The 13,647-nt window shown below is 57.0% G+C and carries 18 protein-coding genes and 2 tRNA genes; 7 read left to right on the top strand and 13 right to left on the bottom strand.

Annotated features, from left to right (window positions below):
• Position 1 precedes the first annotated feature (1 nt).
• Positions 2-778 carry an ATP12 family protein gene (locus H4N61_RS10135; protein ID WP_169194871.1) on the top strand — a complete coding sequence of 259 codons (777 nt, stop codon included), beginning with the start codon at positions 2-4 and terminating at the stop codon, positions 776-778.
• Here H4N61_RS10135 and folK read toward each other — a convergent pair.
• From folK to rimO, 8 genes are all read right to left on the bottom strand, one after another.
• Positions 775-1,209 (bottom strand): 2-amino-4-hydroxy-6-hydroxymethyldihydropteridine diphosphokinase, encoded by a 435-nt coding sequence (folK, locus tag H4N61_RS10130; RefSeq protein WP_169194870.1) that lies wholly within the window; start codon positions 1,207-1,209, stop codon positions 775-777. The two genes, H4N61_RS10135 and folK, sit on opposite strands and share 4 nt — an antisense overlap.
• A complete protein-coding gene (folB, locus tag H4N61_RS10125; RefSeq protein ID WP_182393916.1) occupies positions 1,209-1,592 on the bottom strand; it encodes a dihydroneopterin aldolase in 384 nt (127 codons plus the stop codon). Before folB ends, folK begins: the two co-directional genes overlap by 1 nt.
• Positions 1,589-2,446 (bottom strand): dihydropteroate synthase, encoded by an 858-nt coding sequence (gene folP / locus H4N61_RS10120; protein WP_182393915.1) that lies wholly within the window; start codon positions 2,444-2,446, stop codon positions 1,589-1,591. Before folP ends, folB begins: the two co-directional genes overlap by 4 nt.
• A gap of 84 nt (positions 2,447-2,530) precedes the next feature.
• Positions 2,531-3,319 carry a sulfate ABC transporter permease subunit CysW gene (gene cysW, locus H4N61_RS10115; RefSeq protein ID WP_248306609.1) on the bottom strand — a complete coding sequence of 263 codons (789 nt, stop codon included), beginning with the start codon at positions 3,317-3,319 and terminating at the stop codon, positions 2,531-2,533.
• A gap of 28 nt (positions 3,320-3,347) precedes the next feature.
• The gene (cysT, locus tag H4N61_RS10110; RefSeq protein WP_182393913.1) at positions 3,348-4,184 is read right to left on the bottom strand and encodes a sulfate ABC transporter permease subunit CysT; all 837 of its coding nucleotides are present in this window, start codon (positions 4,182-4,184) and stop codon (positions 3,348-3,350) included.
• A gap of 71 nt (positions 4,185-4,255) precedes the next feature.
• Positions 4,256-5,239 carry a sulfate ABC transporter substrate-binding protein gene (locus H4N61_RS10105; RefSeq protein WP_169194865.1) on the bottom strand — a complete coding sequence of 328 codons (984 nt, stop codon included), beginning with the start codon at positions 5,237-5,239 and terminating at the stop codon, positions 4,256-4,258.
• Positions 5,240-5,434: 195 nt separating this feature from the next.
• Positions 5,435-5,686 (bottom strand): GlsB/YeaQ/YmgE family stress response membrane protein, encoded by a 252-nt coding sequence (locus H4N61_RS10100; RefSeq protein WP_169194864.1) that lies wholly within the window; start codon positions 5,684-5,686, stop codon positions 5,435-5,437.
• A gap of 154 nt (positions 5,687-5,840) precedes the next feature.
• Positions 5,841-7,166, bottom strand: a complete 1,326-nt coding sequence (gene rimO, locus H4N61_RS10095; RefSeq protein ID WP_169194863.1) for a 30S ribosomal protein S12 methylthiotransferase RimO — start codon at positions 7,164-7,166, stop codon at positions 5,841-5,843.
• A 242-nt stretch (positions 7,167-7,408) separates the two neighbouring features.
• Between rimO and H4N61_RS10090 the strand changes: the two genes are divergently transcribed.
• Entirely contained in the window at positions 7,409-7,786 is a 378-nt protein-coding gene (locus H4N61_RS10090) for a DoxX family protein (protein ID WP_182393912.1), read from the top strand.
• A gap of 146 nt (positions 7,787-7,932) precedes the next feature.
• Here the strand turns inward: H4N61_RS10090 and H4N61_RS10085 are convergent, their stop codons facing one another.
• Positions 7,933-8,442 (bottom strand): DUF4282 domain-containing protein, encoded by a 510-nt coding sequence (locus tag H4N61_RS10085; RefSeq protein WP_169194861.1) that lies wholly within the window; start codon positions 8,440-8,442, stop codon positions 7,933-7,935.
• Positions 8,443-8,505: 63 nt separating this feature from the next.
• Entirely contained in the window at positions 8,506-9,183 is a 678-nt protein-coding gene (gene lipB, locus H4N61_RS10080; protein ID WP_248306608.1) for a lipoyl(octanoyl) transferase LipB, read from the bottom strand.
• Positions 9,184-9,286: 103 nt separating this feature from the next.
• Here lipB and H4N61_RS10075 point away from each other — a divergent pair, with 103 nt between their 5' ends.
• From H4N61_RS10075 to H4N61_RS10060, 4 genes are all read left to right on the top strand, one after another.
• Positions 9,287-9,520, top strand: a complete 234-nt coding sequence (locus tag H4N61_RS10075) for a FliM/FliN family flagellar motor switch protein (protein WP_169194859.1) — start codon at positions 9,287-9,289, stop codon at positions 9,518-9,520.
• Between the two features lie 115 nt (positions 9,521-9,635).
• Positions 9,636-9,722: transfer RNA gene (locus tag H4N61_RS10070), tRNA-Leu, on the top strand.
• A gap of 208 nt (positions 9,723-9,930) precedes the next feature.
• Positions 9,931-10,017: transfer RNA gene (locus H4N61_RS10065), tRNA-Leu, on the top strand.
• A 113-nt stretch (positions 10,018-10,130) separates the two neighbouring features.
• Positions 10,131-11,075 (top strand): DUF2971 domain-containing protein, encoded by a 945-nt coding sequence (locus H4N61_RS10060; protein ID WP_182393910.1) that lies wholly within the window; start codon positions 10,131-10,133, stop codon positions 11,073-11,075.
• Positions 11,076-11,096: 21 nt separating this feature from the next.
• Here H4N61_RS10060 and H4N61_RS10055 read toward each other — a convergent pair whose 3' ends face one another.
• Positions 11,097-11,987 (bottom strand): LysR family transcriptional regulator ArgP, encoded by an 891-nt coding sequence (locus tag H4N61_RS10055; protein ID WP_182393909.1) that lies wholly within the window; start codon positions 11,985-11,987, stop codon positions 11,097-11,099.
• 97 nt (positions 11,988-12,084) lie between these two features.
• Here H4N61_RS10055 and H4N61_RS10050 point away from each other — a divergent pair, with 97 nt between their 5' ends.
• The gene (locus H4N61_RS10050; protein WP_182395996.1) at positions 12,085-12,699 is read left to right on the top strand and encodes a LysE/ArgO family amino acid transporter; all 615 of its coding nucleotides are present in this window, start codon (positions 12,085-12,087) and stop codon (positions 12,697-12,699) included.
• On the opposite strand, the gene H4N61_RS10045 is transcribed toward H4N61_RS10050, so the two are convergent.
• Positions 12,638-13,231: a hypothetical protein gene (locus tag H4N61_RS10045; RefSeq protein ID WP_182393908.1), complete on the bottom strand. Its 594-nt coding sequence runs from the start codon at positions 13,229-13,231 to the stop codon at positions 12,638-12,640. The two genes, H4N61_RS10050 and H4N61_RS10045, sit on opposite strands and share 62 nt — an antisense overlap.
• 48 nt (positions 13,232-13,279) lie before the next feature.
• Positions 13,280-13,627, bottom strand: a complete 348-nt coding sequence (locus H4N61_RS10040) for a hypothetical protein (RefSeq protein ID WP_182393907.1) — start codon at positions 13,625-13,627, stop codon at positions 13,280-13,282.
• Positions 13,628-13,647 lie beyond the last annotated feature (20 nt).

Raw genomic sequence — 13,647 nt, 5'->3', positions numbered from 1 at the left:
CATGCGCGACCAGCTTGAAGAAGCCCACAAGCACATGGAGGACGGCTACGGTCGCGCACAGCATTTGCAGCAGACCGAACTGCCGAAGCGCTTCTATAAGGAAGTGGACGTGGCGCGGGTTGAGGACGGCTTTGTCGTCACGCTTGACGGCAAGCAGACCAAAACCCCCGGCCACAAAAAGCCGATTGTCGTACCGGTTCAGTCCATGGCTCAGGCGATGGCTGAAGAATGGGCGGCGCAGGGCGAGTTTATCGACCCGGCGACCATGCCGACAGTTCGCCTGATCAATTCGGCGATCGAGAGCGGCGACGACATGGCTCCGGCCTTCCGCGCTGAAGTGGTCAAGTTCGCAGCTGGTGATTTGTTGCTCTATCGTGCCGATGCTCCGCAGGAATTGGTAGAAGAGCAGGACAAGCTCTGGGACGGTGCGCTGGTGAAGCTGGCACGGCACTTCGACGTTGCCTTCCAGCCGACAGTTGGCATTCTGCATCAGGATCAGCCCAAGGCGACGCTTGAAAAGCTCGATGCAGGTCTTGAAGGGCAGGGGCTGCTGACGCTGACCGCGCTTGTATCGATCACCGGCATTACCGGCTCCGGTCTTCTGGCTATCGCTTACCTTCATCAGCTGCTGACAGCCAATGATGTGTGGGACGCGGCGCATGTCGACGAAGATCACCAGAATCGCCTTTGGGGCGAAGATGATGAAGCGATGGAACGCCGGGCCAAACGCCGCGTCGAATTCGACGTGGCTATCGCTGTGGTGGACGCGCTGCGTTAACGCGTGCGTTCCACAATCCACTGCGCCGTTTCTGGCGAAATCTCCGTGAGCGGGTCGAGAACAAAGTCCCGCTCATGGGCAAAACGATGCGGCAAGATGAGCTTGGTCGTATCCATCACCACGCGCTCGTAAGCCACAACATCAATATCAATGAGCCGTGGGCCCCAGACTTCGTGGCGCACGCGCCCCATGTCGCGCTCGATGTCGAGGCAAGCGTGGAGCAGATCGACGGGCGATAGGTCGGTCTCGACTTCTGCGGCCATATTGGCGAAGTCGGGCTGATCGGTCTTGCCCCAAGCCTTCGTGCGAATGACGCTTGATTGCTTGGTGATGGTGATGTGGTCGTGCGCATCGAGTAGCGCGATGGCTTGCTCGAGTTGGGCGGCTGGGTCGCCGATATTGGCGCCAAGGCTGAGCCAGGCTTTTGCCATTAGTTTGGTCTCACGCGATGAATTTCAATTGCCGCTTCGCCCGACACCATAGCGATGGGGGCCGAGGGTTTGCGCAGGCGCAAAATGATCCAGTTGATGTCAGGAAACTCAGCGAAGAGGGCAGTGGTGATGGTGTGGGCGACGGCTTCAATCAGGTTGAAGCGCTTGGCCTCAAAGGCGGCTTTCACTACGTCATAGATCGAGGCGTAGCTGACGGTTGAGGTGATGGTGTCGGTTTCGCCGGACGGGCTGAGATCGACGCCGCACTGCAAATCGATGAAGAAGCGTTGGCCCAGCTTGGCTTCTTCCTCAAAGAGGCCGTGATAGCCGAAAAAGCCTAGATCATTGAGGATGATACGGTCGCCGGTGAATGGGGTGGTCATGGAGCGGTCTCCTCGGGGCCGTAGAGCGTAGCTTGGGCGATGCGCAGCGCATCAGAATTGGCGCGAACATCGTGGACGCGGAAGATATGGCCCCCGCGCTCGTAACCTGCAACCGTGGTGGCCAAAGTTCCTGCCAAGCGCTCGCTCGGTTCGTTGCCCAGCACTTTGCCGATCATCGACTTTCGTGAGGTGCCGACGAGTGTGGCGAGGTCTGGGAAAGCGCGAATCAATTCAGAGAGTTGGCGCAGGATGCTGTAATTTTGATTCAGGGTTTTGGAGAAGCCTAAGCCTGGATCCAGAATGAGGTTTTCGCGCGCAAGGCCCGCGTCGGCGGCGATCTTCAATGTTTGGTTGAAGAAGGCGATCATGGCGGGGATGACGTCCGTTTCGGCGGTCCAGCTGCGGTCCCAATGCATGGCAATGGTCGGCACGCCGTAGAGGGCGGCGACGTCGGCCATATAGGGATCAGCCTGCAGCCCGTTCACATCGTTGATGATGTCAGCGCCGGCCTGAATGGCCTGATCGGCGACGAGGGGCTTCATCGTATCGATGGAGATGGGCGTGGTGATGCCAGCGGTGCGTATGGCGTCAATCGCAGGGATCACGCGATCGAGCTCTTCCTGAACCGAGACAGGTGCGTGGCCGGGGCGCGTGCTTTCGCCGCCAATGTCGATGATGTCCACGCCTTCGGCGACCATGGCTTGCGCGTGGGCGAGGGCGGTCTCGACACTGTCGTGGGTGCCGCCATCGGAAAAACTATCCGGGGTGACGTTGAGAATGCCCATGACAAGCGCGCGCGGCCCAGCAATGAGCTTTTGGCCGCTGCGCAGCGTGTAGGCGTGGTGCGTGTGCATCTAATGCTCCGCGTGAAATGACCCTCATCCCATAGCGTAGAAACGCGGCGGGGTCATGGTTCGTGCCACGGAAGCTGTGGAGCGCTATTTGCCTTCGCGGGTTTCGACGAGGGTTTTTAGGATCAAGGTCAGCACGGCGATGAAGGTCAGGGTCGAGGCGGCGGCGAAGGAGCCGGTGATGTTAAAATCGTTGAACAAGAGATTGATCTGCAGGGGCAGGGTGTTCGTTTGGCCTCGGATGGCGCCAGAGACAACGGAGACCGCGCCATATTCGCCCATGACGCGGGCGTTGGTCAGGATTGCGCCATAGATCAGCGCCCAGCGGATGTTGGGCAGGGTGACGAACCAGAACATCTGCCAGCCACTGGCGCCAAGCGAGAGGGCAGCTTCTTCATCTTCAGTGCCTTGCTGGCTCATCAAGGGAATCAACTCACGCGCCACAAAGGGGGCGGTGACGAAGAGACTGACAAGAACAATGGCGAGGGGTGTGAACATGATTTGGATGTTCGCGGCCTTGAGGGCCGGGCCGAAGAGGCCCTGTCCACCGTAAAGGAAGAGATAGGCGACACCGGCGACGATGGGGCTCATGGCTGCTGGGAGCTCAATAAAGCTGATGAGCAGTTGGCGACCACGGAAGCGGAAGCGCGTGACAAGCCATGCCAGAGAGGTGCCGACGACGATATTGACCGGAACGGCGATGAGCGCGACGAGCACTGTCAGCCAGATCGCGTGGAGCGTACCGGGTTCAATGATATTGGCGAGGTAGACGGCAATCCCTTCGCGCAAGGCGAAGGTGAAGATCAGCGCGACCGGCACGACCAGGATGAGTGCGGCGAAGGCAAAGGCTAGCGCAATCAACGCGTTGGCGGTCATGCTTTGCGTTTTGATTCCGGACATTGTCTTACCCATTTCTCTCGGCATAGCGCGTTTGCCAAGCGGCAAGGGCGTTGGTGGCGACGAGCGTGAGGAAGGCGACGAGAAGGAGGACCGTCGCGAGGGCCGCTGCGCCTTCGTAATTGTACTCGTCGAGGCGGATATAGATCAGCAGCGATACGATTTCGGTCATGCCCGGTAGATTGCCTGCAATGAAGACGACCGCTCCGAACTCACCGAGCGAGCGGGCGAAGGAGAGCACACATCCGGAGATGAAGGCGGGGAGGATGGTGGGCCAGATGACGCGGGTGAAAATCTGCCAGCGGCTCGCGCCCAGGGTCTGCGCTGCCGCCTCATAGCTTTCGTCGAGATCTTCCAGCACCGGCTGCACAGAACGAACAACGAAAGGAATGGAGGTGAAGGTCATGGCGGCGATGATGCCGAGCTGGGTGTAATTGACCTTAATGTTGTTGGGCTCGAGGAATTGCCCGTACCAACCGGTTCCCGAGAAAAGCGTCACCAAGACCAGGCCCGCGACAGCTGTCGGCAGGGCAAAGGGGAGGTCGACCAGAGCGTCGAGAATACGGCGACCGGGGAAACGATAGCGGGTGAGAACCCAGGCGAAGAGCATGCCGACAATGCCATTGATGATGGTGGCATAGAAGGCAGAGCTGAAGGTGATGCGATAGGCGGCCAAGGCGCGGTTGGACGAGATAATGCGCCAGAACTCGCCCCAACCCATGCCCGTGACTTTGAGCAACATGGCGGCGATGGGCAGGAGGACGATGAGGGAGATGTAAAAAACAGATACGCCCATGGTGAGGCCGAAGCCGGGCAGCAAGTGCTTAGAATGCGGTTTTGCCATGGGGTGTTCTCATAGACTTGGCGGCGCAACAAAAGCTGCGCCGCCGGATAGAATAGGTATGGCAGAAGGGGTTATTGGTTCAGGAAGACCTTGTCGAGCAGGCCGCCGTCGGCAAAGTGTTCCTCAGCAGCCTTTTGCCAGCCGCCAAACTCTTCTTCGACGGTCACGAGGCGAACTTCTGGGAAGCGATCTGCGTGCTTGGCCAAGACTTCTTCGTTTGTAGGGCGATGGAAGTTTGCGGCTGCAACTTCCTGACCTTCGGGCGAGAAGAGGAAGTCGAGATAGGCCTTGGCCACATCGCGGCTGCCACGGGCGTCCACGACCTTATCGACAATGGCAACCGGGAACTCGGACAGGAACGACACAGACGGCGTGACCGGCTGGTACTTGTCGGTGCCAAATTCGTTGGCGACTGCGAGCGCTTCGGCCTCAAAGGTGATCAGAACGTCGCCAAGCTGGCGCTCAGTGAAGGCGGTGGTTGCAGCGCGGCCACCGGTTTCAAAAACGGGCACGTTGTTGAAGAGCTTGGTGAGGAACTCTTCGACCTTGGCGGTGTCGCCTGCGTATTCCTCGGTCGCCCAAGCGCGGGCTGCGAGATAGGTGTAGCGACCGTTGCCTGAGGTTTTGGGGTTCGGGAAGATGATCTGCACGCCCTCGGTCACCAGATCACCCCAATCGTTGAGGTTCTTTGGGTTGCCAGCGCGGACGAGGAAGGACGGGAAGGAATAGAAGGGGGTGGCGTTGTTCGGGAACTCAGTTGCCCAATCGGCCGAGACGAATTCGCCGTCCACGAGGCGTTGAACGTCCGTAACCTGATTGAAGGTCACGACGTCTGCTGCCAGGCCTTCTAGAATGGCGCGGGCCTGAGCGGAGGAGCCGGCATGGGACTGGTTGACCGTGACGGTCGCGCCGGAGGCTGTGTAGGCCTCGTTGATGGCGGCGAAGAGCTCGCGTGCAATATCGTATGAGGCGTTCAAGATGTCGGTGGGCTGAGCGTAGACCGGCGCAGCAGAAACGGTCAGTGCAGCCAAAGTGGAAACAAGGAGCTTATTCATAACGGCGCAAGTCCATCGGTTTGAGCAATTGAGATGGAGATGAAACGGCTTGCGGTGCGTCGTAAAGGTCCAAAAGACTGAACTGGATGAGTAATTTACGCGATGAAACTTAGTCGCAAATCCATTGCGTCTGACTTCAAGACCGCGCGAATTTTATTCTAAAGGTGCTGGCCGCCAGTGGCGACCAGCGCAAGTTCATTTCGCCACGGCGCGTCCGATGCCGATAATTATGCAGGCGCCAATAAAGCCCGCGACGAGATAACCAATCCAGCCACCGAAGGAAATTCCCAGCAGGCCAAACAGAACGCTGGCGATAATGGCACCAACGATGCCGAGCAGGATGTTCTTGAGAACGCCGCCACCGGCATTCATGAACATGCTGGCAAGCCATCCGGCGATGCCGCCAATAATGATCGCACCAATAATTCCAACACCGTCAAAACCCATGTTTTCGCCTCCTCGCGAAGTGAGTCTGTACGGGCTTAGCGTGGCACACTACGGAGAAAAGGCAAGAACTGCCTAAAATTGCTGCAATAAACAAAAATGCCGACACATATTGTGCCGGCATTTTGAATTTTTATTACTGCTGATAGCCGTTTGACTATTTTGCGGCAGGGACTGCGAAGAGATCGTATTCGTCATTGTCGGTCACGGTGACCGAAACAATGTCGCCGATCTTGATGCCGTCAGCATTGTCGACATAGACCTGACCGTCGATCTCCGGAGCATCCCACTTAGAGCGCGCGATAACGCGGTTCTGCTCGGGCTGAACGTCATCAACGATCACGTCGATGGTGCGACCGACCTTCTTGCTCAGCTGGTGGTAGGAAATGTCCTGTGCCACTTCCATGAGCTGGGCGAAGCGCTCTTCCTTCACTTCTTCCGGAACAATGCCCGGCAGATCGTTGGCAGGAGCACCTGTCACTGGTTCGTACTTGAAGCAGCCAGCACGATCGATTTCGGCTTCTTCGATCCAGTCGAGAAGGAATTCAAAATCTTCTTCGGTTTCACCAGGGTGACCCACGATGAAGTTCGAGCGGATGGTCAAATCTGGGCAGATTTCGCGCCACTTCTTGATCCGGTCGAGGGTCTTTTCGTGGTTCGCTGGGCGCTTCATAGCGCGCAGAACGGTTGGCGAAGCGTGCTGGAACGGAATGTCGAGGTAGGGCAGAACGAGGCCTTCGGCCATCAGTTCAATCACCTGATCGACATGTGGGTATGGGTAGACATAGTGCATGCGCACCCATGCGCCGAGCTCGCCGAGTTCCTTGGCGAGGTCATAGAACTTCGCCTTCACGTCGCGGCCACGGTACTTGGATGTCGCGTATTTCAGGTCGACGCCGTAAGCCGAGGTGTCCTGCGAGATAACCAGCAGTTCCTTGACGCCAGCGCGGATGAGGCCCTCGGCTTCGCCGAGAATTCCGGCGGCAGGGCGCGAGACGAGATCGCCGCGAATCTGAGGGATGATGCAGAAGGAGCAACGATTGTTGCAGCCTTCCGAAATCTTCAGATAGGCATAGTGGCGAGGCGTGAGCTTGAGACCGCTCTCCGGGACCAGATCGACAAAGCGATTTGGTACTGGGGGCAGGTGCTCATGAACCGCCGAAACCACGTTTTCGTACTGGTGCGGGCCGGTGATGGCCAGCACGTTCGGATGGGTTTCGCGGATGAGGCCTTCTTCAACGCCGAGGCAGCCGGTGACGATCACGCGGCCGTTTTCGTTGAGAGCTTCACCAATCGCTTCCAAGCTTTCCTGCTTGGCGCTATCGAGAAAGCCGCAAGTGTTGACGAGAACAATGTCCGCGCCTGCATAGTCGCGGCTAAACGAATAGCCCTGCGCCCGAAGCGTGGTCATGATGCGCTCGCTGTCCACAAGCGCCTTGGGGCAGCCGAGGCTGACGAGTCCGATTTTTGGCGCCTGAGTCATGCGCGTGCAGAATTCCGCTAAGTAAGAGAATGGCGCGTCATACAGAATTCTGCACGGTTACGCAATGTGACTGGCCGTCACTTACCGATGATCAGCTGTGCAGCGAACGCGGATCACGGGCTCGTGAATGGAATTAATGCGTGAACAGTGCGTCTGTAACAGTGTGGTTTATTAGAACAGCGTTGTTCGATTACCTTTTAGCGACTGGCGCGCCGAATTGGCGCAGCATTATTGGAGTTCCCATGTTCGACCGTCTCTCCGCATACGCGCCGCAGGCCCTCGCTGTGCTGCGCATTATGACAGCATTGCTGTTTCTCGCTCACGGCACACAGAAGCTCATGGCGTTTCCTGCTGGCGGTTTCCAGCCAGGCGCTGATACGATTTTCTTCTGGGCAGGCGTTATCGAGATCGTCACCGGTATCCTAATCGCAATTGGTTTCTTCACCCGTCCAGCGGCATTCATCGCTTCGGGTACCATGGCTTTCGCTTACTTCATGGGCCACGCGCCGCAGAACTTCTTCCCGGTCAACAACGGTGGTGACGCGGCAATCCTGTTCTGCTTCGTGTTCCTCTACCTGGTATTTGCAGGTCCTGGCGCTTGGAGCGTTAACAAGAAATAAGTGCCTCCCTCGGTGCTGATAGAGACCCTCGGCTTCGGCCGGGGGTCTTTTTTTGTCTGCTGTTGGGAGCGTGTGGCGGTGCGACCAATAAAAAAAGAGAGCCTATGGGGCTCTCTTTGTAAGGCGCGGGAGGGGGGGCGCTAAGGTTAGCTTCCGTGTGTCTGGCCGGGTTTGGTGGAGGGCGAACGAACAGCGTCTTCCGGGTTCAGCGGGGTCGATGCTGGCGGCGTATAGGGCGCGGGCTCGGTGGCTGGCGTCATATATTCAGCAGCTTCAGCATAATCGCGGTCGTCTTCGCCTTCTTCGGCAAGATCGCGAATAGCGTCGCGGACTTCATCGAGCAGGGATGCCGAGTACCGCGAGCGCTGGACCGTGTCGCCAGCGGTTTCGTGATTCTTGAACCAGACGAGAAGAGCTTCACAAAGGATGCGCAGCGCCACGAAGGCCAATAGACCGAAGACCGCGATTTCCAGAATGCCCCACAGGCCGTTCCCAAAGCCCTGCGAGAAGCGGAAGAAGAAGTGGCTCACAATCCAGAGCAGAATACCGGCTAGGCCAAGGGCGTAGAAAATCGGCATGAGCTTGGGCGACAGAATCGCGTCCAGCCGGAACAGGGTCTGACGGGTGAGTAGGCGTTTAATATCGTCCAATTTCATAAGTCAGCTCCTCGATTCGCGGACGGTCTAAAGGTGTTCGTCCAAGTGCCCTATGGCAAGGTTTTACGCCACTGTTGTTGCGCCGAAAATAGCTTCAAACCGGGTGCGTAGAACCGAATCTACTTCAGGCATGCTCAACAGAAGCCCCAAGTCCTCAAAACTAGTGACGCCTTGGTCGGTGATTCCGCATGGCACAATGCCGTTATAGTGGCTGAGATCAGGCGAAACGTTGAGCGCGATGCCGTGGAACGTCACCCATTTGCGCACGCGAACACCGATGGCTGAGATTTTATCTTCACGCCCTAAACCTTTTTCAGGTCGCTGCACCCATACGCCGACGCGCCCTTCGCGGCGCTCACCTTTCACATTATGGCTTTCGAGCGTGTCGATGACCCATTGCTCTAGCCCTTGGACGAGGCAGCGAATGTCGCGCCCGCGTTGGGTGAGGTCGAGCATGACATAGGCAACGCGTTGGCCGGGGCCATGATAGGTGTACTGACCGCCTCGGCCCGCGGGATAGACCGGGAACCGCGCTGTGAGCAGATCCTCAGCGCGCGCTGAGGTGCCAGAGGTGTAAAGGGGAGGGTGCTCCAAGAGCCAGACGGCCTCAGAAGCCTCGCCTGATGCAATCGCCGCCACGCGCTCATCCATCATGCGCAGAGCCTCTGGATAATCCAGTGGCGCATCGAAGATGGTCCATTCGACAGCCTGATCATCCGAGCGCAGGAGCTTTGACTTGATCTGACACGCTTCGTTGTTAGTTGTTAACACTTTCATAACCATGCTGGGCCGAATTTAAGGTAGAAGCTGCGCGACACTAACAGATCGAGCCTAAGACCTATTTATGAGCACTCTGGACAATATTGAAGTGGACATCACCGTGGAACTCGGCGCGTCCACGTTGCCGATCCACCATTTGCTGCGCATGGGTCGCGGTGCTGTGATCGAACTCGACACCACTGAACATGATCCCCTGCGCATTTATGCCAATAATACGCTCGTGGCTAAAGGCGAGGTGAATGTAGAAGACGGGCGCCTCCGCGTTTTCGTCAAGGAAAAGACTTTTAAAGCAGGGTAGTGGGAAACTTCCACAGGCTGAGGATTTTCGAATTTAAACGCTTGTGGTCCCCAGAACCGTTTGCTACATCCCCCCTCGTTGAAGCGCAGATGCGGTTCAACTTCTACCAGAATGTGCGGTCGTGGCGGAATTGGTAGACGCGCAGCGTTGAGGTCGCTGTGCCCGAAAGGGCGTGGAAGTTCGAGTCTTCTCGACCGCACCATTATTCAAAAACCCCGGCGATCTTCGGATCGGCGGGGTTTTGAGTTTTCAGGGCTCTGATTTTCCTATCTTTTTCCATTTTCGACTTCCGTTGTGGAAAGATTGAAATAGGTCGTGATCAGAGGCTCGGGGTGCTTGTTAAGGCCAAAAGCCTTTGCTAAACCCCTCCTCGTTGAAGCGCAGATGCGGTTCAACTTCTACCAGAATGTGCGGTCGTGGCGGAATTGGTAGACGCGCAGCGTTGAGGTCGCTGTGCCCGAAAGGGCGTGGAAGTTCGAGTCTTCTCGACCGCACCATTATTCAAAAACCCCGGCGATCTTCGGATCGGCGGGGTTTTGAATTTTTAGGTCTTGCCTAAGTATCTATCAGCGCTAGGTTAGTGGCGTATGTACATTCGTGCGCGGAGCGTATGGTGGATATCGACGCACTCCAGAGAATATTCGCATTTCAAGCGGTCGATAGGCGGCAAAAGGCCATAACGTCCGGCGTCCAATTCGTGCACTATACTAGCGCCGAGGCGGCGTTGCAGATTTTGCGCAATGAAAGTGTATGGCTGCGTAAATCTGCGGTCATGAACGATTTTTCTGAAATCGAGTACGGCAATCGCCTGCTAGTTGCGGCATGGCATTCAGATGCTGGCACAAAACTCAAAAATATATTGGATCGGGATTTTGATGGGAGCGCTGCTTGGGTAGCTGCTGATCTGGATGCGGCGGTCCGAAAAATGCGTCTTGATACCTATATGGTGTGCATTTCCGAACACCGGAAATTTGAGAATGGCTTGGGCCGTCTCTCAATGTGGCGTGCATACGGCAACGTAGCAATCGTAGTCCAGCCCACCGCGTTCATGGAAAACGCAAATCCGGCGTTACCCCTATATTCGCTGCCTGTTTCCTATTTGGACCCAATGGGTTTCCAGAAAAATTTCCAGAAGTTCGTTTATCGCTTTATGAGCGCATTGCCTGAACTTCGTAAATTACAAATAGCTGCAGTCCGGGAGTGGCTGAGTTGGTGTTTTCGGCAGTTTATTCTTGGCACAAAGCATAAGGGGTTCCGGGAAGAGCGGGAATGGAGGGTTATCTATTCACCTGAGAGCCCCAGCAGCCCACTGATTTCCAAGAATGTTGAAGTCGTGCGTGGGGTCGTTCAACCCGTGATAAAGTTGGATTTACGGGACGCGCCAGACCTTGGTATTCGCGGCTTAGCGGTTAAAGATTTCGTCGAAAAAATTATAATTGGTCCGACAGCGTTTCCTTTGGTGCAGAGCGAGGCTTTTGCGACGGTGTTAGAAGCGAAGGGGGTGCCCGATCCTCTTTCACGAATAGAGATTTCGGACATCCCGCTCCGTCAATAATGCTCCCATCGAGTGGTCCACTTACCTCACCAGTCCAATTTGCGCCGCCTGTTTGACCGCTTCAGTGAGGCCTGCAAACTGTTTGGCGGCGAGGCGACCAACTTGCCAATAGAGATCGACGTCGAGCGTCGCTCCGGGGATCAGTTCTACCAAGCGACCACTGGCCAGATGATCGTGCACCAACGCGGTGGGGTTAAGGCACCAGCCCATGTGGGCGAGGGAGGCTTTCACAAAACCATGACTGGACGGGATGAAGTGCGTCGGCCCCGAAACCGTTGTGCCGAAGTTGGTCACCAGCCAGTCCCTTTGCAGCTGATCCTTCTGATTGAAGGTCACGACTGGGGCGTGTGCGAGGGCTGCAGCGGTTACGCCTTGTGAGAAATGGCGCTGATAAAACTGCGGGCTCGCCGTGGCGTGGTAGCGGAGCTTGCCCAGCCTGATGACATCGCAACCAATGATCGGCTCTGCTTTTGATGTCACTGCGGCGAGCACGCGGCCTCGGCGCAGCCAATCATGCGTGAAATCCTGATCGTCTATAATGATGTTCAGGACGTTGGAGCTGGTCGCCGCAAATGCAGCGGCAGCGGGCATGAACCAGGTCGCAAGGCTATCGGCATTCACGGCGATGTCTAGCGTGAGCGGCTTGGCGGTGTCCCCAAGTGAGGGCAGGTGGGTCAGCAGGTCGTTTTCGAGGGAGCCAACCAATTCCATATGGCGGCAGAGCCAAGCGCCCTTTTCTGTCGCAATGCAGGGTGTGCCGCGTTCGATGAGAACAGCGCCGAGACGCTCTTCGAGCTGGCGCACCCGTTGGGAGACGGCTGACTGCGTGATATTGAGCTTTTGCGCGGCGCGCTCGAAACTGCCAGTTTGAACCACCATGGCAACGGCGTGTGCTGCAGGATAGTCAATCATGGCATTAGCCCTCCTAATGGTGATGCAATTTCTTTAATTGGCCTAATTGATTGCACGGTCGTTAGGCAAGGGCCGGGTGCTGACTGAAGGAATCGCAATGGACGTGTTCGGCATAGGCTTGGCGACTGGCCTCACTTTGATTTTGGCCATCGGCGCGCAGAACGCCTTCGTGTTGCGGCAAGGCTTGCGCGGGGAGCATGTGCTCGCGGTGGTGCTGACCTGTGCCATATCGGATGCACTGCTTATCGCGCTCGGGGTGACGAGCTTTGGTCATGTGGCCGCGATTTTGCCGTGGCTGGAGACCGGCATGCGCTTTGCGGGCGCGGCCTTTCTCATCTGGTACGGGCTGAAAAGCTTGCGGTCAGCGTTGCAATCGACTGGGGCACTGGTGGTGGACGAGCAAAAGCCAAGTGCTAGCCTAGGCGCGACTTTGCTGACCTGTTTGGCGCTCACCTGGCTCAACCCACATGTTTACCTTGATACGGTGGTTTTGCTTGGATCGATCTCGACCCAGTTCCCCGGCGCACAGGTGCTGTTTGCTGCAGGGGCCATCACCGGGTCTTTTGTGTTCTTCTTTGCCCTCGGATTTGGCGCAAGATTGCTGCGTCCTGCGTTCGCCAATCCTGCGTCATGGCGTTGGCTAGAGGGTGCTATTGCCGTGGTGATGTGGCTGATTGCGTTGAAACTTCTGTGGCCGGAAGCGCAGGACTGATCGGGGGCCAGTCAGAGATTTTCAATTTTGGCGTGCGGAAGCCCATGGCTGCCCACGCGGCTGCCAAGCGCGCATAGAATTTTGTGGTGTGCCACTTGCTGGCTGGAATCGAGTGGTCGAACTTTGTCTGCGCCGGTGCATCGGCAATTTGCGTGCGCAGGTCAGGGCGTTGACGCTCGGCCATGGGCCACATGCTTGTGTAGATGCTCAGCCAGTGGCCACCCGTGAATTCAACGAAGACGGGCGAATTGCAGCAAGCCGTGAGAACGCGCCGTGTCGGGGCTGTTGCTGATAGGCGATAGGCGTGTAGGCCATCGAGTCCATGGGGGAAGCGCACGCGATCCTTGCGATAGAGCGTGTAGTTGGTGCCCCCATTATCTTCGGTTAGCGCGCGTGCTGGGCCAAAGTTCGCCAACTCCCGTGCAGCCTTTCGGCAGGAGGCGCAGTGGCACTGTGCGCTCAACAGCGGACTGCCAACAACTTCCATGTGAAATTGCCCGCATTGGCACACGAGTGTGGTCGTAACGTCCATTCCTACTCCAGAGGTGGGACTGATCTCAAAGTAGTCATAGTGTTTTTGTTATTCGCGCGAAAGTGGCCTGCGACTGGAGGCCAGCGCATCACTTAGGCGAAGTGCTAGTTCTTGATCTGTTATTGTTGTCATGCGGATGAAAACGCCGTCTTGGCCGACGAGCTCGTCGGTTTCAAAATATATGTCGGGCGAGATGTCGAGCAGGAGAACCTTTTGATCTGCAGGGCATTTTAGCCACAGTAGGCCGGTTTCACGCAGCTCGGCGATGATCTGGTCGTGGTAAGCGATGCAGGGCCCCGCTATGCCCTCTTTGACCATAATCTCATCACTCAGAGCAGCTTGAGCTAGGGTGTAAACCCGAGAAAAGTCGGTGCGGGCGGCGATTGGCTCAGACATTTTCATAGCCTCGACATTAG

The organism is Devosia sp. MC521, from assembly GCF_014127105.1.
Lineage (GTDB): Bacteria > Pseudomonadota > Alphaproteobacteria > Rhizobiales > Devosiaceae > Devosia.
This window is presented reverse-complemented; position numbering and strand designations above follow the sequence as displayed.

Excerpts from the sequence above, each read along its gene's own strand:
- H4N61_RS10135 (WP_169194871.1), top strand. The coding sequence starts at position 2 with ATGCGCGACCAGCTTGAAGAAGCCCACAAGCACATGGAGGACGGCTAC.
- folK (WP_169194870.1), bottom strand. The coding sequence starts at position 1,209 with ATGGCAAAAGCCTGGCTCAGCCTTGGCGCCAATATCGGCGACCCAGCC.
- folB (WP_182393916.1), bottom strand. The coding sequence starts at position 1,592 with ATGACCACCCCATTCACCGGCGACCGTATCATCCTCAATGATCTAGGC.
- folP (WP_182393915.1), bottom strand. The coding sequence starts at position 2,446 with ATGCACACGCACCACGCCTACACGCTGCGCAGCGGCCAAAAGCTCATT.
- cysW (WP_248306609.1), bottom strand. The coding sequence starts at position 3,319 with ATGACCGCCAACGCGTTGATTGCGCTAGCCTTTGCCTTCGCCGCACTC.
- cysT (WP_182393913.1), bottom strand. The coding sequence starts at position 4,184 with ATGGCAAAACCGCATTCTAAGCACTTGCTGCCCGGCTTCGGCCTCACC.
- H4N61_RS10105 (WP_169194865.1), bottom strand. The coding sequence starts at position 5,239 with ATGAATAAGCTCCTTGTTTCCACTTTGGCTGCACTGACCGTTTCTGCT.
- H4N61_RS10100 (WP_169194864.1), bottom strand. The coding sequence starts at position 5,686 with ATGGGTTTTGACGGTGTTGGAATTATTGGTGCGATCATTATTGGCGGC.
- rimO (WP_169194863.1), bottom strand. The coding sequence starts at position 7,166 with ATGACTCAGGCGCCAAAAATCGGACTCGTCAGCCTCGGCTGCCCCAAG.
- H4N61_RS10090 (WP_182393912.1), top strand. The coding sequence starts at position 7,409 with ATGTTCGACCGTCTCTCCGCATACGCGCCGCAGGCCCTCGCTGTGCTG.
- H4N61_RS10085 (WP_169194861.1), bottom strand. The coding sequence starts at position 8,442 with ATGAAATTGGACGATATTAAACGCCTACTCACCCGTCAGACCCTGTTC.
- H4N61_RS10075 (WP_169194859.1), top strand. The coding sequence starts at position 9,287 with ATGAGCACTCTGGACAATATTGAAGTGGACATCACCGTGGAACTCGGC.
- H4N61_RS10060 (WP_182393910.1), top strand. The coding sequence starts at position 10,131 with ATGGTGGATATCGACGCACTCCAGAGAATATTCGCATTTCAAGCGGTC.
- H4N61_RS10055 (WP_182393909.1), bottom strand. The coding sequence starts at position 11,987 with ATGATTGACTATCCTGCAGCACACGCCGTTGCCATGGTGGTTCAAACT.
- H4N61_RS10050 (WP_182395996.1), top strand. The coding sequence starts at position 12,085 with ATGGACGTGTTCGGCATAGGCTTGGCGACTGGCCTCACTTTGATTTTG.
- H4N61_RS10045 (WP_182393908.1), bottom strand. The coding sequence starts at position 13,231 with ATGGACGTTACGACCACACTCGTGTGCCAATGCGGGCAATTTCACATG.
- H4N61_RS10040 (WP_182393907.1), bottom strand. The coding sequence starts at position 13,627 with ATGTCTGAGCCAATCGCCGCCCGCACCGACTTTTCTCGGGTTTACACC.